This window comes from Kitasatospora sp. NPDC023385 (assembly GCF_055664045.1).
Window position 1 is genome coordinate 1 of the sequence record NZ_JBVOOL010000024.1, and the last position, 20,294, is coordinate 20,294.

Here is a 20,294-nt window from a genome sequence, read left to right on the forward strand (position 1 = left end):
CGACATCTCGAAGCGTGAGGGGCGGCCGCCTCTGCTGTCTCGCGAAGAACCGCAGATCAGCAGGTTGGGTGACCTGCGAGGTTAAACAACAAGCTTATGCGCGTACTTGGGTGTCTTCCATGAGCGCCCACCCATATTATCCAGGTGATATACAGTGGATGGTATGGGTGAGCGCTACTCCATCGAACTGGAGCCGGAGGTGCGTCTCTGGTTGGCGAGTCTCACCCCGCAGCACTATCGGCAGGTCGAGGAGAAGGCGGATCTCCTTGCGGAGTATCCGACCACATTGGACGAGCCGCACTCACGGAACCTGGGCGACGGGGTACGGGAACTGCGCCTCGGCCTCAGCGGAAACGCTGTGCGTGTCACCTACTGGCTGGCACCTGGACGCCGCGTCGTTCTGCTCACCGTCTTCCGCAAGACCCGAATGCGCGAAGAGGCGGAGGTCAAGCGGGCCAAGGCTGCCAAGCTGGTGTGCGAGGCGGGGCATCCGGGAGCTCATGAGATCTACACGCGCAACACGGCGGAGGAGGAGCGGTGAACCACGCACGCTGGCAGCTGGCTCGGGACAAGCGCGCGCTGCACGGGGAGTTCGAGCCCCCCGCGATCGTCGCCGAGCGAGAGCAGATCCGTCTGGCTATGGCGCTCGGTCAGCTGGTCTACGACCGGCGCACCCAGCTGGGCCTGAGCGAGGACGAGCTGGCGATTCGCCTCGGTGTCACCGCCGACGAGGTGGAACACCTCGAGGTTGGGGGAGTTCTCCCGGTCACCTCGGAGTTGCTGCTCCGGATTGCCGCGGCTCTGGAGGTGTCCGTGGACGTCCACCTCGCGATCTCGGGCACAGCAGTCAGCTTCACCGCTCGCGCTGCCTGAGAGGGCGTCATGGACTTCGGCCAGCACTTGTCGGCCGCTCTACGCGAGAGACGAAGGCAACTGGGAATCTCCCAGGCCGAACTCGCCCGGCGGGCCGGCATGACGCAGCCTGGCATCTCCCGCGTGGAACTGGGAGAAACCACCCCCACTCTCCCCCTCCTGACACGGCTCGCCGAGGCGCTGGAGGCGGACCTCGACATCCAGCTGGCCCCGTTGGACGGAAGGACGACGATGCGCTTTGTGCCCCGCCGGCGCATCGACGCGGCGTGACGCGGGGTTGGCAGCGTTGAGTTGAAGACGAGGAGGGCTGACCGTCCGCCGTCGCGTTGGCGTCAAACAACACGAAAATGCCCCCGAAGCGAGCTGCTTCGAGGGCATCGTGCCTGGTCCGGGCTGGTGGCCAGGGCCGGGGTCGAACCGGCGACCTTCCGCTTTTCAGGCCAAGCCAGGGCGGTGAGATGCCCCAGTTTGGGTGATTCTGCCGTCCGTGGACGGCTGCCCTTGGACGTCGCCATCCGGGCCGGTTGGCGTCAGCGTTGGCGTCAATCGGGAAGCAGCCCGAGGCATGGTGGCCGGTAGGACGGAGGCTCGGGGTGCCATGCGGGGCACCTCACCTATCGCCTGGTCGTGCGATGGGTGAGGTGCCTCTGCCTCTACGAGTCCTTCTGCGAAAACAGCCAGGTCTCGAAGCCGGACAGGAACTCTCCCATCGCCCCGAGCGATGACGGGTCTGCCTCGTACTGGAACGACAGGTTGACCTCGTACAGCTTGTAGGCGGGCCCTGCGTCGCGCGCTGCTGCAGCGACGGCTGCCAGCGCGTGGACCGCGTCGTCGCGCCTACCGGTCTCGACTGACTCGATGAGCTCGGGCCAGAGGTTGTCTCCGATGTGGTCGAAGAGCTCCATCAGGTGCAGGCCGGCCTTGTGGGCACGGTTACGGATGGCCTCCTGCTCGGCGCTCCGGTGGTCCTCAGCCCATCGGTCGTCCTGCTCGTCCGGTTCCGACCAGTCGGCCATTTCGTTCTGGAACTGGCGGTCGAGGTCCTCCTGGGTCAGCCGCGGGTGCTCGAAGGCAGGCGTTTCCCCAGCATTGAACAGCTCGATCGGCACCGTGAGGTCGGGGGTGGGCGTGCCCTCCAGGAGCGCGGTCAGCAGCAAGACGGCGTCGATCTTGGGAAGGATCTCCGCGACGTCCACGAGGCCCCCGAGGGTTCCGACCGCCTGCTCGACAGCCGAGTAGTCGTGCTCGGCGATCTGGTTGTCAAGGTCGAAATGAAGGTCGAGGATCGCACTGCCGATGCCGCGAAGGTCGTCCAGATGTGCGTCGACCTCGGCCTCGATGCGTTCGAGGGTCTGTCGAAGTTCGCGAGCCTCGGCGGCCTGTTCCTCAAGTGCGGCTACCGCTTTGGCAATCTCACTCACACCGTGCCCCTTGTCCCGTGAGGATCCGTCTCAACTTCCTGGACTGGCAACCCTATTACCAGCCGCGGACCCTGCGTCCGTACTCGGTATCGGGGTACAGCAGAGCGTCGGCGACCCGACCGCCGGCGTCCTTGGCGCCACCTCCGAAGTTCAGCACGCCGGCGGCGTTCGCGCTGGCGGCGATGCCGTCCCAGAAGCGGGCGTCGCGTTCCCAGCGCACGGAGTCCAGCAGTGCGGTCAGCTGGTCCTCGGTGAGCTGCTGGCCGGAGGCGGCCCAGTTGGTGGCCTGGTGAGCGGCGACGCCGAGGCCGGCCAGCACGGCAGGGGCGGAAATGGCGCTGCGGGAGGCGAAGTGCGGGTAGAGGCGGGCGATGAGCCGCGAGAGCAGCGGAACGAGCTGCTGCTCGATGTGTTCGGTGGTGACGCCCTCGGGCAGGGCGCCCTCGTGCACGGTCGCGGACGACAGCCCGAGCCCGCGCCGCCCATGCAGGCTGGTGATCACCAGCGCCCGGAGGGCGGAGAGAGTCACGACCTCCGGATCGGTCTTGGTCAGCTGCCGCTTGCGGGCCTGAACGAGCTTGGCGAACGGAATGATCTTCCCGTCGTGCTCGATCTTGACGGTGCTCGCGACGCGGTGGGCGAGCTGGGTGCCGATGTCGCGCTGGTCCATGGACATGGCCAGGTTCTTGGCGACGGGGACGCCCTCGACGTTGCGGTCGTAGAAGATCTGCCGGGCGTCCTCGACACTCAGGCCGAAGTACAGCTCGAACGGTACCCGGACGGCGCTCAGCTTCTGGTAGGTGGTTCCGAAGCGCTCCGGGTTGTCGTACAGCTCGTGCCAGGCGGTGACCTGGGTCTCGCCGTCGATGGCAACGACGGGGGAGCCCGGGAGGACGGTGACGGTACGGATGCCGCTGCCGGGTACCAGCTCCTCGCTCACGGCGCCGGGGTGCCCGTCCAGCCACAGGGTGATGGGCGGGGTCGACCACGCGCAGCCGTGGTCACCGTTGATCCCGGAAGCGATGTAGGAGGCGTACGAGACGACGTTCCGGCCCTTCTGAGATGCCTTCAGCATCCGCTGGACCAGCGCGCGAACCTCGGCGTGCCGGCGCAGAGTGCCGGAGGCGTACTTCAGGGCCCGCGTGTCCTCTTCGGCCTTCGGAGAGGGCACGAGCTGCAGGAGGGTCGGCAGTGCCATCGTTCCGATCACCGCGTCCGGGCGGAACGGGGTCACGGTCAGCTGGATGCCCTCAACGGTGGCGGTCGGCATGGTCAGGCTCATGGGGCGCTTCCTCTCGGTGCGACAGGCGGTGGGGCACGGCGGCGGTCCGCGGTGCTGGTCCGAACGACGAGTGGTGCGATCCGAGAGTGACCGTGCTGGCGCGACTCGAGCCACTCGTTACTTGATAACCGGGGTTATCAGTCCGCCGGGCAGATCTGCCGACGATGGCGTCCTAGAGTGGCGGCATCCGAAGCATCGAGAGTCGGCGATCGCCTCAACTCGAGGCCGCTTAGTGACCAGCCGAGAGAGGAGATCAGCGCCATGTCCGCCGAGTCGTTAATCCCTGGCACCGCGAGGGTGAGTGGCGGTGTGCTGCTGGTTTCCATGGCTGAGATCGCGGAACTGGCACAGGTCAAGCGGCCCGTGGTCTCCACCTGGCGCCGGAGATACGCCGACTTTCCCGCGCCCGCTGCCCAGAACGCCGGCCACCTCTTGTTCGAAGGTCAGCAGGTGGTCGAGTGGCTCACCGCTACCGGTCTGGGCAACACCCACCCGGGTCAGCTGCGCGCAGAGATCGTTCTCCACGGCATCGCCGCCCAGGCTGACCGAACCGACCCCCTTCGCACCGTCGAGATCCTCGGTGCCCTGCTGTGCCTGCGCCACCTGGACGAGCGGCCGGTCGCCGACGAGGCGATGGTGAGCAGGCCCGATGAAGCCCGTGACGTCCTCCTGCGCCGGGCCGAGCGTATGGACCCGGAGGATGAGTTCGTCCTTCGCGAGCTGCGCACGGCGGGTGCCGATGTAGTAGTCCCCCTCTCCCACCTGGCCGAAGCCATCGTGGAGGCCGCCTATGGAGAGCGGGGAGCGCACGAGTGGCTTCTTGCCTCGCGCTCCCGGCTCCGCCTGCCCGCGCTGACGGCCGATGCCTTGACCACCGAGCTCCAAAGTCTCGTCGTCGATCTCACCGACCTGCGAGGCCGCCTCGACCGACAAGGCTCGGTCACGCTTGCCGATCCGCATGCCCGCGCGGGCGACCTACTCGTTGCCCAAATCCGCGAGGCTGCTGCGCCTGACGCCATCACGGCCATGGCTGCCGACCCGGACGAGCGGCTGGCCCGTATCGCCCGGCGCCGCCTGCTGCTGGCCGGCATCGACGAGTTCTCGCTCGACGTCCAGGTCGGTCAGGCTCTCGAGGAGAGCTTCGCGGACCCTGACCTGATCGTCACCCAGCTTCCTTTCCAGCCCGGCGAAGACCGTTCGGTGCTCGCCGCTCTGGAGGGCATCGAGCGCATCGCCGACCTGCTTGGCCCCGGTTGTACTGCCCTTGTTCTCGGCCCGGCTGACGCACTCGTCGACGCTCTGCCCGGCACAGCGGAGTCCCAGCTGCGCTCCGCCCTGCTGCGAAGCAAGGTCGTGGAGGCTGTGGTCGCCCTGCCCGGCGGCGTGCTGCCCTACCGGCCTGGCTACCGCGCGGCGCTGTGGGTGCTCACCCGCGGCCAGGTCTCGTCGGCGGAGGGCAACGTGTTGCTTGCCGATATCAGTGCCGAGCCCCTCACCGAGGCGGTACGCATGCGGTTGGCCGAGGACATCCTTCTGTGGCGTGCCGAAGGCTTCCGTGCCCTCGACGGCCACGACCCTCGCTACGGTCGCGCGGTGCGCGTCGCCGAGCTGGACCATGCCTTCGGTGGCCCACTCACCCCGCCGGGTCCGCCCGCCTCCCAGATCCTGGCCCTTGCCGTCAGGGAGCGTCCCGCCCTCATCGCCGAGGCCGAGGGCCGCCTGGAGCGCGCTGCCAAGACAGGCCGATCGTACGACGACGAGTACGGCCCCTACCGGGGCGGCGTCGTTCGCCGCACCGGACCGCGTCCCCGCCGCACTACCCTCGGCGCGTTGATCGCCGAGGACCGGGTCACCAAGATCAAGGGCCACCGCCTTGACCAGCGGCACCTGACCGGAGGCGGCCAAGGTGGCCACCACACCGTGCTCGGCCCGGAGGAGGTCACCGGACGAAGTGCTGTCGGGGCCCGGCGCATTGACCGGCTAGTACTGGCGACGGCGTACGAGCAGGTCGCGCTCACCGAACCAGGTGATCTCGTCTACACACTGTCGCCCGAACTCGGCTTGCTCATCGACCATGACGGGTTCAGCGTTGCCGCCTTCCCGGCGCGGGTGCTGCGCGTCAACCCGGACGCCAAACGCCCGCTGACACCACGCGTGCTGGCAGCCCTACTTGGAGTAGCCCGAGGTGCCGGCCGCAGCCCCAGCGCCGTACGCCCTGCCCACCGCATCGAGGACTACGAGCTCCCCGACCTCGACCGCGACGACGTGGATCGCTTCGATGCACTACTGGCTGAGATCGAGCGCCGAGAGCGGATGCTGCGGACACAGGCTGATGCGCTCGTCGAGGCACGGCGACTGACTATCGCGGGCCTGGCCGACGGCACCCTCACCTTTGGTGATACGCGGCCCTTACCCCCGCGTTCCCTGCCAGACTGACCAATCGAACCACGGACCAGGAAGAAGGAACGATGCCCCCGCGCAAGCGAGCCACCACAGCTCAGGGCGAACTGCCCGGTGTCTCCAGCACCAAGGAGATCCAGGACATCCTGTGGAAGGCCGCGGATAAGCTCCGCGGCTCCATGGACGCCGCCCAGTACAAGGAGTTCGTCCTGGGCCTGGTGTTCCTGAAGTACGTCTCGGATGCCTTCGCTGAGCGGCGAGCGGAACTTGCTGCCGACCCGGAGCTGGCGGAGATCCCCGAGCACCGGCGGGCTGCATTCCTGGAGGAGAAGGACGAATACACCGAGAAGAACGTCTTCTGGGTGCCGCCCACTGCCCGCTGGGACTACATCGCTGAGAATGCGACCAGCGCGGAGGGCGGCGTCGGTAAGCTCCTCGACGACGCCATGGACGAGGTCATGAAGGCCAACAAGGCCCTCACCGGCGTCCTCCCGAAGATCTTCAACCGCGACAACGTCGACCGGAAGCGCCTGAAGGAGCTCGTTGACCTCATCAGCGATGCCCGCTTCACCGGGCACGGCGATCGTCCGGCACAGGACGTGCTCGGCGAGGTCTACGAGTATTTTTTGGAGAAGTTCGCGAGGGCTGAGGGCAAGCGCGCCGGCGAGTTCTACACTCCCGCGAGCGTGGTTCGGCTGCTCGTCGAGGTGCTGGAGCCGTACGAGGGGCGTGTCTACGACCCGGCCTGCGGCTCGGGCGGCATGTTCGTCCAGGCGGAGAAGTTCGTGCTTCGGCACCGAGGGCGCGACCATAGCCACGACATCGCCGTGTACGGCCAGGAGGCCAACGAGCGCACCTGGCGCCTGGCCAAGATGAACCTTGCCATCCACGGCATCGACCCCAAGGGCGTCGGCGACCGCTGGGCCGACACGTTCGCGGATGACAAACTGCCGGACCTCAAGGCCGACTTCATCATGGCCAACCCTCCGTTCAACATGTCCGACTGGGCGCGGAGGGCGGACGACCCGCGCTGGACGTACGGCGTCCCGCCGCAGTCCAACGCCAACTATGCCTGGCTCCAGCACATCCATTCCAAGCTGGGGGACCGCGGCAGCGCCGGCGTCGTCCTGTCCAACGGCTCCATGTCCTCAAAGCAGTCCGGCGAGGGCGAGATCCGCGCTGCGCTTGTCGAGGCCGACCTGGTCGCCTGCATGGTCGCCTTGCCGGGCAACCTGTTCCGCACCACGGCTATCCCGGCGTGCTTGTGGTTCCTCACCAAGGACAAGACCCCTCAAGGCGCCGAGGCCCTGACTGACCGGCGCAGCGAGGTGCTGTTCATCGACGCGCGTGCGATGGGAACGATGATCGACCGCACCGAGCGCATCCTCACGGACGAGGACCTGGAGAAAATCTCCGACACCTATCACGCATGGCGCGGCACCAAGTCCGCGAAGAAGAAGGCACTTTCGTACGAGGACATCCCCGGCTTCTGCTACAGCGCCACGCTGCAGGAGATCGCCAAATATGACCATGTGCTCACGCCGGCACGATATGTGGGAGCAGCGGAAGCTGAGGAGGACTCGGATGCCGAACCGGTCGAGGAGCGCATCGTACGCCTGACGAAGGAACTCCTTGCACACCTCGACGAGTCGGCGCGGCTGGACGCGGTGGTTCGGGAGCAGCTGGGGAGGATCGATGGCTGAGCGAACGGTGTCGCTTGCAGAGCTGGTCGACGAGAATCAGATTGAAGTCGGTGCTGGACGGCCTCGATCAGTCAACCAGGATCGGGATCCACTCCCCATTTTGAGGGTTGCAGATGTCTTGGATGGCAAGATTGGGTCATCCGATTACAGCTCATCTCTGGAGAGTCATTCTCGGGACCTTGGACCAAAGGTCTCACGTCCTGGAGACATTGTCCTCACCGTTAAGGGAACTGTGGGTCGGGTTGCCTTGATCCCAAGTGAAGGCCCGCGCTTTGCCTACAGCCCACAGTTGTGTTATTTTCGGCCGCGCGCGGATGGTCCACTGGTAGTGCGATATCTGTACTACTGGTTCAGGAGTGCCGATTTTTGGATTCAGGCGAATGCCCTAAAGGGGCAAACCGACATGGCGGACTTCATTAGCTTGGGTGACATTTTGTCGCTCAAGCTGCGGGTCCCCTCTCGGGCGCAGCAAGAGGATGTAGTTGGTGTCCTCGGGGTGCTGGACGACAAGATTGCCGTCAACGAGAGCATTGCGGCCAAGGCTCTCGATCTTGCTGACTCCCAATTTTCATCCATCGCCCGGGGGCTTGAATTCGGCTCCGCGACCTTTGGTTCTGTGGCCACGGTCGCCGGTGGTGGTACTCCCAGCACAAAGGAAGGTGAGTACTGGGGAGGTGGGATCTCGTGGGCGACTCCTTCTGACGTGACGGGGCTTTCGTCGCCGTATCTGTTTGAGACGGGAAGAACTATTACTTCCACGGGCCTGGAGAACTGCGCTTCTCAGCTCTACCCGGCGCAGTCCATCTTCATGACTTCGCGTGCAACTATTGGCGCATTTGCGCTTCCTCGGATGCCGACTGCTGTAAACCAGGGATTCATTGTGGTATTGCCGCCGAGCGATGAATTGCGTTGGTGGTTGTTGCATGAGATGCGATCTCGCGTGGACGAGATGATCAGCCTTGCAAACGGATCGACTTTCCTGGAGCTGAGCCGGAAGAACTTCAAGGCAATGCCGATTCGGCAGCCGAGCGATGAGATCCTCGCCGAGTTTGCCCGAGTCGCCGCTCCGCTACACGCCAGGGCTGCTCAGGCGGCCGACGAGTCCCGCACCCTCGCCGCCTTGCGTGACACCCTGCTTCCCCAACTCATGTCCGGCAAGCTGCGTGTCCGCGACGCGGAACGGATCGTGGAGGACGCCGTATGACCAGCGACAGCGCCAAGCACGATAGGAAGATGACGGAGTCCACCTGGGAGGGCCTGGCCATGGACGAGCTCGCCGAGCTTGCCTGGCAGCCCCTGTCCGGCAAGGAGATCGCCCCTGGTTCCGGGCACCGCAAGGACTGGGACGACCTGATCCTGCACGATGAGCTCAAGGCGGCGATCGAGCGGCTGAACCCGGACCTTCCGCCCACCGCCGTCCGCGAGGCGCTCCGTGTCGCAACCGACCCCGCCTCCCGCGAGGCGTACCCGGAGAACAAGCAGGCGCACGCGTACCTCACCTTCGGTATCCGGCTCACGTATATCGATGACTTCGGGGCCGAGCAGACGCCCACCGTGCGCCTGGTTGACTTCAACTCGCCGGATGTGAACACTTACCACGCCGTTAACCAGGTCACCCTCATGGACGGCGACCACCACCGTCGCTTCGACGCCGTGCTCTACGTAAACGGCCTTCCGCTCGCCGTGATCGAGCTAAAGAGCGCCGCGGCCGAGAATGCGACGCTCAAGGACGCGCACGCGCAACTTCAGACCTACGTCGCAGAGTTCCCGATCGCCTTCCGCTACAACGTCCTTTGCCTCGTTTCGGACGGGATCACCGCCAAGTACGGCACAGTCTTCACACCGTACGAGCACTTCGCGCCGTGGAACGTCGACGAGGACGGTGACCGTGTCGACACCAACGCGCCTGACTACGACGGCGTCGAGGCGCTGAGCCTCGCCCTGCACGGGCTGTTCAAGCAGCCCCGCTTCCTCTCCCTCACCGCCAACTTCATCAACTTCACCTCCACTGGCAAGCGCATCGCCAAGCCGCATCAGTACTTCGCGGTCACCAAGGCTGTGGATGCCATCATCAAGGCGTCCCGCAGCCACGGGCAGGCCGGCGTGGTCTGGCACACCCAGGGCGCCGGCAAGTCCGAGGAGATGGTGGAGACCTCCGCTCTGGTCTCCCGTCACCCCGCCCTGAACAACCCGACCATCGTCGTGATCACCGACCGCAACGACCTCGACGACCAGCTCTACGACACGTTCCAGGACAGCCAGATGCTCCTGGGACAGGCCCCCCTCCAGGTCACCACCCGAGAAGAGCTGCGCACCGAACTGCTCAACCGCCGCACCGGTGGAATCGTCTTCACCACCCTGCAGAAATTCGGCCTGACCCAGGAGGAGAAGGCCACCGGCGCAGCCCACCCGCTGCTGTCCGAGCGCCGCAACATCCTGGTCACCGTCGACGAGGCGCACCGCTCGCACTACGACAGCCTCGACGGATACGCTCGCCACCTGCGCGACGCGCTCCCGTACGCCACGCTGATCGCCTTCACCGGCACCCCGATCTCGAAGGCCGAGGCCGACACCCGGGCCGTCTTCGGCGAGTACATCGACATCTACGACCTCAAGCGGGCCGTGGACGACGACGCGACCGTCCGCGTCTACCACGAACCGCGGGTCATCGACGTGTCGCTCCCGCCGGGCATCGACCCGGACGCCATCGACGAGCAGGCCAACGCCCTTACCGAGGGTATGGACGATGCCGAGCGCCGCCGCGCCGTGCAGTACGCGGCAACCATGAACACTGTCTATGGCGCACCCGACCGCATAGCTACCCTCGCCGACGACTTGGTCTCCCACTGGGATCAGCGCCGCGAGCTGATGAAGCCACAGATCGGCGGGCCGGGCAAGGCGATGATCGTGTGCGCCACCCGGGAGATCTGCGTCCGGCTGTACGACGCGCTGGCGGAACTCCGCCCGCAGTGGGCGAGCGACGATGCCGACAAGGGCGTCATGAAGATCGTCTTCCATGGCGACCGTACCGACCCCGAGCACCTGCGCAAGCACGCCCTGCGCAAGTCCCAGCAGAAGGTCGTCCAGGCTCGCGCGAAGAATGCCGACGACGAACTCGAACTGCTCATCGTCCATTCGATGCTGCTCACCGGCTACGACGCGCCACCCATCCACACCATCTACATGGACCGGCCCATGCGCGGCGCCAACCTGATGCAGGCCCTGGCCCGCGTCAACCGCCGCTTCCGCGGCAAGCAGGACGGCCTCCTCGTCGGGTATGCACCGCTCACCGACAACCTCACCAAGGCGCTGGCGGAGTACTCGCCCAGCGACCAGCAGGACAAGACCCTAGGCGCCGACATCGAACGCGCCATCACCGAGGTAAAGAACGAACTCACCACTATCAAGGGCCTGCTGGCGGGAACCCACTGGAAGGAGCTGCTCGCCGACACCGCCCACCCCAAGCCACGCACGCGCGCTCTGCGGCTGGTCTCCAACTACCTGCGTGACCCGCTGACTACCGGCAACAAGGTCGACCCTGGCGTCAAGCCGCTCTCCACCCGCTTCAAGGAGAGCGCCGCCCGACTGGAGCGCTTCTACCGGCTGTGCTCGATGAGCCGCGATATCACCGAGCGCTGCGCGGACCTGGAGGACTGGCGCCGCGACATCGCTTTCTTCACCGAAGTGCGGGCCTGGATGGTCAAGCTCGACGCGGCCGACCGCGAGGCTACGGGCCAGCCGCTGACCGCGGAGGTCCGGCTGTACCTCGAACAGCTCGCCGCATCCGTTGTCGACGCCGACGACATCACCGACCTGTACGCCGAGGCCGGCATCGGCAGGCTCGACATCACCCGCCTGAACGAGGCACAGCTGCGCAAGCTGGAGAGCTCCGAGACCCCGCACCTGGTTGCCGAGGCCCTGCGCCGCATGATCCAGCAGAAGATGCGCGAGGTGACCAAGCACAACATTGTTCGCCATGAGAGCTTCTCCGAGCGCCTGGACGACCTGATGAAGCGCTACATGCTCCAGCAGCTCACCAGCGCCCAGGTGATCGCCGAACTCGCCGCCATGGCCAAGGAGGTGTCAGCCGAGGCCCGCCGCGGTGAGCGCTTCGACCCGCCCCTCAACCACGCTGAGCTTGCCTTTTACGATGCTGTGGCCCACCGCGACATGGCCGAGCTCATGGCTGGCGGTGACGAGACGCTGGCGGAGATCGCCCGCGCCCTGGTCGCCGACATCCGGAAGAACCTGTCCGTCGACTGGCTCTCCCGCGAACCGGTCCGCGCCAAGCTCCGCAGTCGTATCCGTCGGGTCCTCGCTAAGTTCGACTACCCGCCGGAGGAGGAGCGCGAGGCTGTCGACCTCGTCCTCAAGCAGATGGAGACCTTCGCCCAGGAATGGGCTCCCAAAGCCAAGGAGTGAAGGCAGTACCCCTTGCAGGAAAAGGTCATAGCGCAGCCCCTATGGACGGGTCGCGCCATGTTCCAAGTAGACGGTTGCGGCCCGATTCCTGGCGTCGCAGGCGGCGTGGACGCGGCGGGCGAGGCGCGGGATGAGGAGTTCGTCAAGCTCGTCGGTGGTGTGGAAGACATAGTCGCCGATCTCGACCTGGTCGACGGTGATGTTGTCCAATTCGTTGGCGGGGAGGACGCCGCCGTCGAACACGAAGAGGATCTTGTCGCCCTCGGTCGGGTGGGTGCCCAGTCCGCGACGAGGAGGCGACCGATGGGCGGGGTGATACCGAGTTCCTCCTTGACCTCTCGGGCCGCACCCTCGCTCGGGGTCTCGCCGGGGTGGAGGTAGCCGCCCGGGATTTCCCAGCCCGGCTTGTACGTGGGCCTCACCAGGAGCACGCGGTCAGCCTCGTCGAAGAACAGCACGCCAGCGGCGGTGCGTGGCTGGGCAACGGCCTCGGGTGCGTCAAGGGTGCACGTGGGTTCGGCGCCACTCACGGATTCGGGTTCGCTCGCGTTGGGGTGCAGGCTTCGACGCGCTGCCGCAGGCTCCAGGCGGCCGGACCGCGTGAGCGGCTTGGAAGACCGGGCGGGCGGGCCCACTGACTCGGGTGGCAGAGGCGACGACAGCCTGGTGGGCCTCACGACGGCGCGAGGAGGGGGTGTCGCCGGATCACCCAGTACGCGGACCACCGGTTTCCGGTAGCGAACGGCTACACCGGACGCGGTGGTGAGTTCCACCAGCTCAAGTGCGAGGTCGCACGTCGTGGGGCCATCGGTCTCGGTTAGGGCACGCTGAAAGTCGGCAATCGTCTTGGCCAGCTCCCAGGAGCTGCTCACGAAGCGGAAGAGCCCGAGTGCCGGCTTCTGGGCGAGCTTGAAGTCGATGCCGATGCTGGGCAGGGGGCCTCGACCGGACTTCGCCGTCAGCCTCCGTTCCTCGATGCTTTCTGGACACCCGCACGGCTTGCCGGCGTCCGCCTCCGGTGCGAGCAACCGGGTGCCGTCGCAGTCGTGAAGTACCTTGCCCTTGTTGCCGAAGAGCAGTATGCGGGCCTGGACCGCGGATGGTCCTTCAACGATGATCCGCACTGTGTCGTAGTCGGTCAGCACCTCCAAGGGATCCTCGGCCGTGCTCTCCCACTCCACGGGCTCACCGCCAAGCAGGCTCGCGACACCTGCGGCAACGTCGGGGGAAACCATCGTCACGCGCCATGCGTCCAGTGACTGCGGTCGGTTGTCCACCAGTCGCCCCGCCCGAAAGCGGCCGACGTAGTTCGACTGGCTCTCCGAGCCGCGGTCGAAATCCTGTCCTCTGCCTGCCACAGTCAGCAGCTCCTTCGCGCATAAGCGACGATCCGTCAGGTTGGACGCCGAACCTCCCAGCCCGTGATGAGCGTATGCCGGGGAGGGGCAGCCTTGGCGCGGTGCGCTGTTGGGCCTCGCCGCATGTCCCCTCCTCACATGCATGCTGCTGCCCGTCTCGTGGCGTCAGCCCACGCACCGGCGAGCTGGGCGCGGAGGTGGACCTGGCGGGCGTGGTAGTGCTGCCGCTCCAGCCGCCAGGCGCAGAGGTGGCAGGCCGCGAGTGTGACGGTCTCGCCTTCGACGGTGAGTGTGCCCAACTCGGCGACCTGTGTGACTTCCTCGCACTTGAAGCAGAACCCGGTCGTCCAGGCGAAACGGAGTCGGAACTCGGCGGGCGGGTTCCGGTCACGTCGGGGTCTCACGTTCGGCTGCTCCAGCTCGACCGAGGTTGGGGGAGTGGGTTGGCAGAGGTGGCGTCGCGGCGGTGGATCTCGCGCTCGATAACGAAGGCGACCTCGGGCCACGGCAGGGCCATCGGCGAGGTGAGGCTCCAGAATTCATGGCTCGCCCGGACCAGGGCGCTGACTCCGAGCGGTGCGGCGTCGGCAGTGACGGCGGCAAGGATGCGGCGGAGCACACCGCCGGCCCCTCGGGCCGCAGGGGCGATGCCGTTACCGACCAGCAGCGTCGCGGTTCGAACGGCGTCGAGCACGTCGGTAGCCACACCGGACGTCGCGAAGCGGCCGAAGGCCAGCTCCCACCATGGGCGACGGGTGCGGGCCCAGGCCAGGCGCTCAAGGCCGGAGCCCAGGTCCACCGCCATGCAGCTGGGATCCGCAGCGTTCCAGAGCAGGACGATGTCACCGATGGGAAGGTCCAGGTGCCGGAAGTGCACGGTGAGGCCGCAGACTTCGCGGCGTTGCCAGACGGCGTTGCGGCCGTGGATGGTGAGGTGTCTGGCGTGGAGGCCGATGCCGGACAGCAGTGTGAGCCAGTGGTCGAAGATCCCGGTGAACTCGGCTGTCCAAGTAACGGGTTCGATGCGCGAGATGTTGACGAACGAGGTGAGGAATCCCTCCCTCAGGGCGCCGACGTGGTCCCGCTCGCCGGTCAGTCGGACGACCGGCTGGGGGAGGTAGCCACGGCGGAAGACGTAAGGCTTGCCGTCCTTGAGAAGAGGGTCGACTGCCTGGACGGCGGAGATCGTCAACTCGGTGTCCCGGCCCCACCGCATGGGCAGCGGTCTCGCACGGGCGACGCCAGCCGCGCGGAAGCCGCTCTCCAACTGCTGCAGCAAACCGGCCCACTGGATCGGCCGACTGGCCGGCCGGTACGACGTCCCCCGGTCGCGGTGGCGGATCTCGAAGCGGCCGTCGGCGTCATGCTCGATCTCCCACTGCGGGCCGAGCCCGAGGCGGTCGCTCAGGAGATCGAGCGGCCTCGACGGTGGGTCCGCGGTCAGCACGGCCTGGTCGCCAGGGCGCGGAAGTGTCGCTCGGGGTCGAACCGGCTCAGGCCGATGTCCTGTACGGTCGGCGCGTCCAGTTCCAGGCACCGCTCGATCGCAGCGGCAAGCGCCAGGGCCGCGTCCTCGTCGTCGTGCTCAGGATCGACCCTGGCGACGGCTCCGGTGGTCTCGCACAGAGCCGCCTCCGCACAGGTGCCGTCTCGCCAGCAGAGCGCGGCGACGGGCGTGCCGGCACGCAGGGACTCCCCGAACACGGCGGCGCCGGCCTCCACGTAGCTTCGTGAGCAGGTGTAGAGGTAGACCGAGGCGTCGGAGAACGCGGCCGTCTTTGCTGCCCCTCCGACTTCGCCGACCCAGCTGACGTGATCAGCCGCGAAGAGTGCCTGGTGACGCCGGACGTAGTCGTCGTCGAAGACAGGTCCGACGACGTGTATCCGCCAGCCGAGCAGTTGGGCCGCGCGCACCGCGAGGTGCGGCGCCTTCTCCTCGTCGATCCGGCCGAGCCAGACGAGGTCGCGGCCGGGTCGGGCGGGAGGTTCGGCTTCACCGAGCCCGAGGTGGACAGCGTGCTCCAGCACCGGTGTGTGGGCGGCGTACAGCCCCGCCATCTCGGGCGAGTAGCAGTACAGCCGGGAGCGCTTCGCGTCGAAGGCGTCGGCGGCGTGCCGAAAGACCGGCGAGTGCTGGAAGGTCGCGACATCGCAGTCGAGATCGGCCCAGACCCGACGCCACCCGGGGAGCGATGGGTACTCATGTCCGACCACGAGCAGGTCGTAGCCGGTGGAACGCAGGTCACGAGTCTGCCGGGTACCCGGCTGGAGGTCCTCAAGGCGGATCGGACGAGTAGTCCAGTCCGCTCCAAGGTCGGTCCTCCAGCGGGGGCCGAGGAGGTGTACGTCGGCGCCTGCGGCTCGGGCGCCTTCCGCCACTGCCCAGAGCCAGCGTTCGATCCCGCCGTAGCCGACGGGCGGGAAGGTGTAGCTGCTGGGGAAGTCGCAGATGCCGACTAACACTTATGCCTCCGTTGTTCCGTCCGCCGAGATCCGGCGGAATCCGAGGTAGGGCACCAGGGCCTCGGGCAGGACGATGGAGCCGTCCTGCTGCTGGCACTGTTCGAGAAGGGCGGCCAGGGTGCGGCCGATGGGCAGTCCGGAGCCGTTGAGGGTGGCGACGGGCTTGGTCTTACCGTGCTCGTCACGGGTGCGGATGCCCGCGCGGCGGGCCTGGAAGGAGCCGCAGTCCGAGACGGAGGAGATCTCCCGGTAGGTCTGCTGGCTGGGCAGCCAGACCTCGATGTCGTAGGTGATCTGGGCGGAGAAGCCGAGGTCGCCGGCGGCGAGCTGGACGACCCGGTAGGCCAGTCCCAGCTCCTTGAGGCAGGCTTCGGCGTGGCTGAGCATCTTCTCCAGCTCGGCCTGGGAGTCCTCGGGGTCGCAGATGCGGACCATCTCGACCTTGGAGAACTGGTGCTGGCGCAGGATGCCGCGGGTATCTCGGCCGTAGGAGCCGGCCTCGGAGCGGAAGCACGGGGTGTACGCGGTGAGGGCCAGGGGGAGTTCGGCGGGCGGGATGATCTCGTCCGCGTAGAGGTTGGTGAGCGGGACCTCGGCGGTCGGGATCAGGAAGAGCTCGCGTTCCCCCATACCTGTGGCGAAGAGGTCCTCCTCGAACTTCGGAAGCTGGCCGGTGCCGGTCATGGTCTGCCGGGTGACGAGATACGGGACGGCGTGCTCGACGTAGCCGTGCCGCTTGGTGTGCAGGTCCAGGAAGAGCGTCGCCAGGGCGCGCTCGATGGCGGCGCCGGCACCACGCGAAACGCTGAACCGGGAGCCGGAGAGCTTGCTGGCACGGGCGAAGTCGAGGATGCCGAGGGCCTCGCCGAGGTCCACGTGGTCCTTCGGCTCGAAGGAGAAGGACGGCGGCGCGCCGAAGCGACGGATCTCGACGGCGTGCTCGTCCGAGTCGCCCTCGGGGGTGCTGTCGAGCGGCAGGTTGGGAATGGTCAGCAGGAAGTCGCGCAACTCCTGCTGCACCTGCTCCTGCGCCGCCTCGGCCGACCGGATCTCTTCCTTGAGCTCGCGGGCTCGGTCCTTCAGCGTCTCGGTGTCGCCGCCCTGGCGGGCCGCCTGCTGGACCTCCTGGGCGACCCGCTTCGACTCGGCCCGCAGCTCGTCCACGCGAGTGATGAGCTGGGATCGGCTGGACTGAAGAGACTCCAACGCAGAGAGATCCAGGGTGTAGCCGCGGCGGGCGAGGCGGCGGACCGCCTCGGAGCCCATCTCGATGAGGGCGCGGGGATCATGCATGGGAGTTCGTCTCCTCCAGCTGGACAGATGGTCCATCGAAGGTAGCAAGCGTGCGCTGGTCTTCTGGCCGCGATGACCATCCGCCCGCTCCGGCGGTCTCCTGTTCCTCCGCAGCCAGGACTTCGAGCAGGGTCGCGGTCAGGTCTTCGAGTTCGCCGTCCTCGATCCTGACCAGGTACAGGCAGGGCACCTCGTCGAAGAAGATCGGCATGGCCCGCCCGGGGGCGTCGCGCCAGGTCCGTCTGTGCCACCGCAGCACAGAGGCCAGCAGCCCGTGCGCGACGACCATTCGAGGCGAGGGCAAATGGAGTGCGCTCCGGAGGCCGGCAAGCATTCTGCGGATGGCTTCGCGCTGGGACTCGGCGGCCCCGGGCGGGCTCTCCCATGGTCCGGCGGCGACGAGCCAGCGCGCGTACTCCGTGAAGAGGCCGCCTTCGAACTGCCCGTAGTCGACTTCATTGAGGGCCGGCTCGACCCTGACGGGCTGATTAGCATCGCCCATCAGCAGCTGGGCCGTCTCACCCGTCCGGGCGAACGCCGAGGTGAGCCAGATCTTCGGTTGAACGGCAGCGAGCACGCTGCTACCGGTCCGGCAGGCGGCGCGTCCCGCCGGATCCAGTGGAAGATCGACAGTCGGGTCGCCGTTGACCCGGTGAGCTGTGCTGTAGTGGGTGCTGGAATGGCGCAGGAGGTAGGTGGTCACGTCTGGCCGCCCTTCTCTGGCACCGCAGTGAGATCGAGGTCGCCGGCGAGCCCTGCGATCACCCGCTCCATCACGGAGGCGCGGTGGTCTCCCACCTCGCGGTAGTAGAGAAGCCCGTCCACGCAAAGTGCGAGGCTCCAGTGGCGTAGCCGCCGCGGATCGAGGTCGGCGGTGGTGACAGCGATCTCGAATCGGTCCCGGGTGTCCGCGCCCAGGTTGTAGTAAACGGTCCAGAACGCCCAGTCGAAGACCTCGTCGCCGACCATCGGCAGGGGGTCCGCCAGGACCGGGTTCCGGCGGTCGTCGAAGAGGACGTTCTCGCGGTAGACGTCCGCGTGGAGGACCGATGCCCGTGCCGTGTCCGGGCGCAGTCCGGTGACCAAGCGCTCGCCGAGTCTCGCCCAGTCGACCTCCAGCTCGGGGCGTTGCGCCGCCAGGCGACGGTGCACTCGCGGGACCAACTCGCATTCGAGGAAGTCGTGGAGGCTAGGAAGTGCTGCGGCCATGGTGTTCGCGCCCCGGCCGAGGCGATGCAGTTGCCGCAGAGCGGCGGCCACTGTCTCGTACTCGTGCATCTCCGGTCTGACGGAACCGCCGGGTACGGCTGCCACCATCTCCAGGGCAGCGACGCCGAGGTCGTCCGCGTGCTCGAGCACCCTGACGGCCGGCCCGGCCGCCCAGATCCCCAGCGCGATCATCTCGTTGCGGCAGCGGCTGTGGTCGGGCCATGCCTTCAACAGGACCTCGCGCCCGCTGGCTCGCTCACGCGCCACCATCAACAGGGAGGCGTGGCCTGCATCGTGGTAGCTGTCGAGGGTCAACTGCCAGCGGCGTGCGGCTTCGTTGAAGACCTCAGGGGCGCGGGCCAGCCACCCGTGTACCCCCGAACCGTAGTGCTCCCGGAGCCGCTGCCAAGCGCTGCGCGGGGGCAGGAGCGTGGGCGATCCGGTGTGCATCAGCTGAGCCGGACGCCGTGGTGGACCAGCTCGGCGGTGAGCTCCGGGAAGCCCCCGAGGGCCAGGGCGACCTGGGCCTGCACCTTGTCGATCTCGGGGTCCTCGGCCGAGAGCCGGACCAGGACCTTCCAGGGCTGGTCGAGTCGCTGGCCGGTCGCGCTGACCAGGTGGACCTCGGCGTAGCTGCCGGTCTCGTCGTACAGGCGCTGGGCGAGGCGGGTGGCCGCGAGGTTGTAGAGCTTCCCGACGTGGTAGACGGGGTTCTTGCCGCTGGCCCCTTCCAGGTTCATCGGGCGGAGCGGGGTGATGAGGCCGTTGACCCGGTTGCCGCGGCCGACGACGCCCTCGTCGCCCGACTCGATGGAGCTGCCGGTGTAGGTCAGGTAGAGCTCGTCCTTCTCGGGGACGTCACGGGCGTTGAGGAGGAAGGTGACCTCCACGCCGGGGAGGTGCTGCTCGGCGGACCGGGCGCACTCGGCCAGGACCTCCTCCTTGTTGGCGAGGTACGAGGCCCGGTCGGGCACGTGCTTGGACTTCTGCGGGACGCACAGGATGGCCTCGGCCTTGGCGCCGTCGAAGTGCCCCATCAGCTTCACGTCGGATCCGCACCAGGGGTTCGCCCGGGTGAACTCGCTGACGCCGGACAGGTGGTTGACGAGCGCGTGGGCGAACTGCTCGAACGGGGCCATCGGGGCCCAGCCGGTGCCGAGCGAGGTGTCGTTGGCGATCAGGGTGTGGCGCTCGCGCAGGTCGTCCACCGAGCGGGGCGCGAACCAGCGCGACCGGTCGGTGCCGCTCTCATCGGTGACCACCGCGCCGGGGCTGGGGTTGCTGGTGATGTTGAAGACCAGGTCGAGGTGGCCGGCGAGCTCGGGCAGCCGGTCGTGGAAGAAGGCCAGGACGGCCTGCTCGACCAACTCCCGCACCGGGATGTCCTCGCCGCCGCAGGCGTACGCGGCCCGGCCGTTGACCAGGACCTTCACCGGAGCCGTCATCCGGCCGGCGCCGTAGCGGACCTCGCAGGAGCCGCCGAGCAGGGCGAGCTTGTCGAAGTTGTGGTGGAGCACGGCGCCGAAGCGGTCGAGCGTGTAGCGGCTGTACGCGCGGGAGAGCTCCTCGGCCAGGTGGTCGGCGAGGGTGTCGGGGTGCCCGAGTCCCTTGCGTTCCAGCAGGACGAGGTCGGTGGGGAGCGGACGCCCGGTCTCGATGGTGATGCTGCTGTGCTCCACGGTCGTGCTGACTCGCTGCATGGCGATCTCCTCTTCCGTCGGTCCGGCTACGGCGGCAGCCCGCGGGGGGCGTTCGACGCGTAGTTGTGCCGAACACCTGCCCGTCAGGCTCGTAGCGGTGTGTAATGGGCGCTTAGCGCTCGGACACATTCAGCCCTGCCGTGAACCGCTCGACCAGTACCGGCATTCGG

Annotated in this window: 16 protein-coding genes and 2 pseudogenes; 7 read left to right on the forward strand and 11 right to left on the reverse strand. The window is 67.3% G+C overall.

Features of this window, described 5'->3' with window-relative positions:
• Positions 1 to 163 precede the first annotated feature (163 nt).
• The 3 genes from AC0B61_RS29010 to AC0B61_RS29020 are packed head-to-tail and all read left to right on the forward strand — an operon-like array spanning position 164 to position 1,143.
• Positions 164 to 541: a type II toxin-antitoxin system RelE/ParE family toxin gene (locus AC0B61_RS29010; protein ID WP_471744167.1), complete on the forward strand. Its 378-nt coding sequence runs from the start codon at positions 164 to 166 to the stop codon at positions 539 to 541.
• Positions 538 to 873 (forward strand): helix-turn-helix domain-containing protein, encoded by a 336-nt coding sequence (locus AC0B61_RS29015; RefSeq protein ID WP_471744169.1) that lies wholly within the window; start codon positions 538 to 540, stop codon positions 871 to 873. The genes AC0B61_RS29010 and AC0B61_RS29015 overlap by 4 nt, the downstream gene beginning before the upstream one ends.
• A 9-nt stretch (positions 874 to 882) precedes the next feature.
• Positions 883 to 1,143, forward strand: coding sequence for a helix-turn-helix domain-containing protein (locus AC0B61_RS29020; RefSeq protein WP_471744171.1), 261 nt, complete (start codon positions 883 to 885; stop codon positions 1,141 to 1,143).
• A gap of 383 nt (positions 1,144 to 1,526) precedes the next feature.
• Here AC0B61_RS29020 and AC0B61_RS29025 read toward each other — a convergent pair whose 3' ends face one another.
• Both AC0B61_RS29025 and AC0B61_RS29030 read right to left on the reverse strand, forming a co-directional pair.
• Positions 1,527 to 2,294, reverse strand: a complete 768-nt coding sequence (locus tag AC0B61_RS29025) for a hypothetical protein (protein ID WP_471744173.1) — start codon at positions 2,292 to 2,294, stop codon at positions 1,527 to 1,529.
• 55 nt (positions 2,295 to 2,349) lie between these two features.
• Positions 2,350 to 3,576: a DNA sulfur modification protein DndB gene (locus AC0B61_RS29030; protein WP_471744175.1), complete on the reverse strand. Its 1,227-nt coding sequence runs from the start codon at positions 3,574 to 3,576 to the stop codon at positions 2,350 to 2,352.
• A 261-nt stretch (positions 3,577 to 3,837) separates the two neighbouring features.
• Between AC0B61_RS29030 and AC0B61_RS29035 the strand changes: the two genes are divergently transcribed.
• From AC0B61_RS29035 to AC0B61_RS29050, 4 genes are read left to right on the forward strand one after another with little or no spacing between them, the layout of a single operon-like run.
• On the forward strand, positions 3,838 to 6,012 hold the full coding sequence (locus AC0B61_RS29035) for an N-6 DNA methylase (protein ID WP_471744177.1): 2,175 nt from the start codon (positions 3,838 to 3,840) through the stop codon (positions 6,010 to 6,012).
• Positions 6,013 to 6,044: 32 nt separating this feature from the next.
• Positions 6,045 to 7,679, forward strand: a complete 1,635-nt coding sequence (locus tag AC0B61_RS29040) for a class I SAM-dependent DNA methyltransferase (protein ID WP_471744179.1) — start codon at positions 6,045 to 6,047, stop codon at positions 7,677 to 7,679.
• Positions 7,672 to 8,883 (forward strand): restriction endonuclease subunit S, encoded by a 1,212-nt coding sequence (locus tag AC0B61_RS29045; protein ID WP_471744181.1) that lies wholly within the window; start codon positions 7,672 to 7,674, stop codon positions 8,881 to 8,883. Before AC0B61_RS29040 ends, AC0B61_RS29045 begins: the two co-directional genes overlap by 8 nt.
• The gene (locus AC0B61_RS29050; RefSeq protein ID WP_471744183.1) at positions 8,880 to 12,101 is read left to right on the forward strand and encodes a type I restriction endonuclease subunit R; all 3,222 of its coding nucleotides are present in this window, start codon (positions 8,880 to 8,882) and stop codon (positions 12,099 to 12,101) included. The genes AC0B61_RS29045 and AC0B61_RS29050 overlap by 4 nt, the downstream gene beginning before the upstream one ends.
• Positions 12,102 to 12,140: 39 nt before the next feature.
• Here AC0B61_RS29050 and AC0B61_RS29055 read toward each other — a convergent pair.
• The 9 genes and pseudogenes from AC0B61_RS29055 to AC0B61_RS29095 all read right to left on the reverse strand — a co-directional run bounded on the left by AC0B61_RS29055 (position 12,141) and on the right by AC0B61_RS29095 (position 20,124).
• Positions 12,141 to 12,631, reverse strand: a pseudogene (locus AC0B61_RS29055) (NUDIX domain-containing protein).
• Between the two features lie 249 nt (positions 12,632 to 12,880).
• A pseudogene (locus AC0B61_RS29060) lies at positions 12,881 to 13,603 on the reverse strand (recombination directionality factor); the annotation flags it as partial.
• Positions 13,594 to 13,863, reverse strand: coding sequence for a hypothetical protein (locus AC0B61_RS29065; protein WP_471744185.1), 270 nt, complete (start codon positions 13,861 to 13,863; stop codon positions 13,594 to 13,596). The pseudogene AC0B61_RS29060 and the gene AC0B61_RS29065, both read right to left, overlap by 10 nt.
• Positions 13,860 to 14,906, reverse strand: a complete 1,047-nt coding sequence (locus tag AC0B61_RS29070; RefSeq protein ID WP_471744187.1) for a hypothetical protein — start codon at positions 14,904 to 14,906, stop codon at positions 13,860 to 13,862. The genes AC0B61_RS29065 and AC0B61_RS29070 overlap by 4 nt, the downstream gene beginning before the upstream one ends.
• Complete coding sequence (locus AC0B61_RS29075; RefSeq protein WP_471744189.1) at positions 14,900 to 15,922, reverse strand: glycosyltransferase; 1,023 nt, start codon at positions 15,920 to 15,922, stop codon at positions 14,900 to 14,902. The genes AC0B61_RS29070 and AC0B61_RS29075 overlap by 7 nt, the downstream gene beginning before the upstream one ends.
• Complete coding sequence (gene serS, locus AC0B61_RS29080) at positions 15,923 to 17,215, reverse strand: serine--tRNA ligase (RefSeq protein WP_471744191.1); 1,293 nt, start codon at positions 17,213 to 17,215, stop codon at positions 15,923 to 15,925. It abuts the gene before it with no gap.
• Positions 17,208 to 17,918, reverse strand: coding sequence for a histidine phosphatase family protein (locus AC0B61_RS29085; RefSeq protein ID WP_471744193.1), 711 nt, complete (start codon positions 17,916 to 17,918; stop codon positions 17,208 to 17,210). The genes serS and AC0B61_RS29085 overlap by 8 nt, the downstream gene beginning before the upstream one ends.
• Complete coding sequence (locus AC0B61_RS29090; RefSeq protein ID WP_471744195.1) at positions 17,915 to 18,874, reverse strand: aminoglycoside phosphotransferase family protein; 960 nt, start codon at positions 18,872 to 18,874, stop codon at positions 17,915 to 17,917. Before AC0B61_RS29090 ends, AC0B61_RS29085 begins: the two co-directional genes overlap by 4 nt.
• On the reverse strand, positions 18,874 to 20,124 hold the full coding sequence (locus AC0B61_RS29095; protein WP_471744196.1) for a methionine adenosyltransferase: 1,251 nt from the start codon (positions 20,122 to 20,124) through the stop codon (positions 18,874 to 18,876). The genes AC0B61_RS29090 and AC0B61_RS29095 overlap by 1 nt, the downstream gene beginning before the upstream one ends.
• Between the last annotated feature and the right edge of the window lie 170 nt (positions 20,125 to 20,294).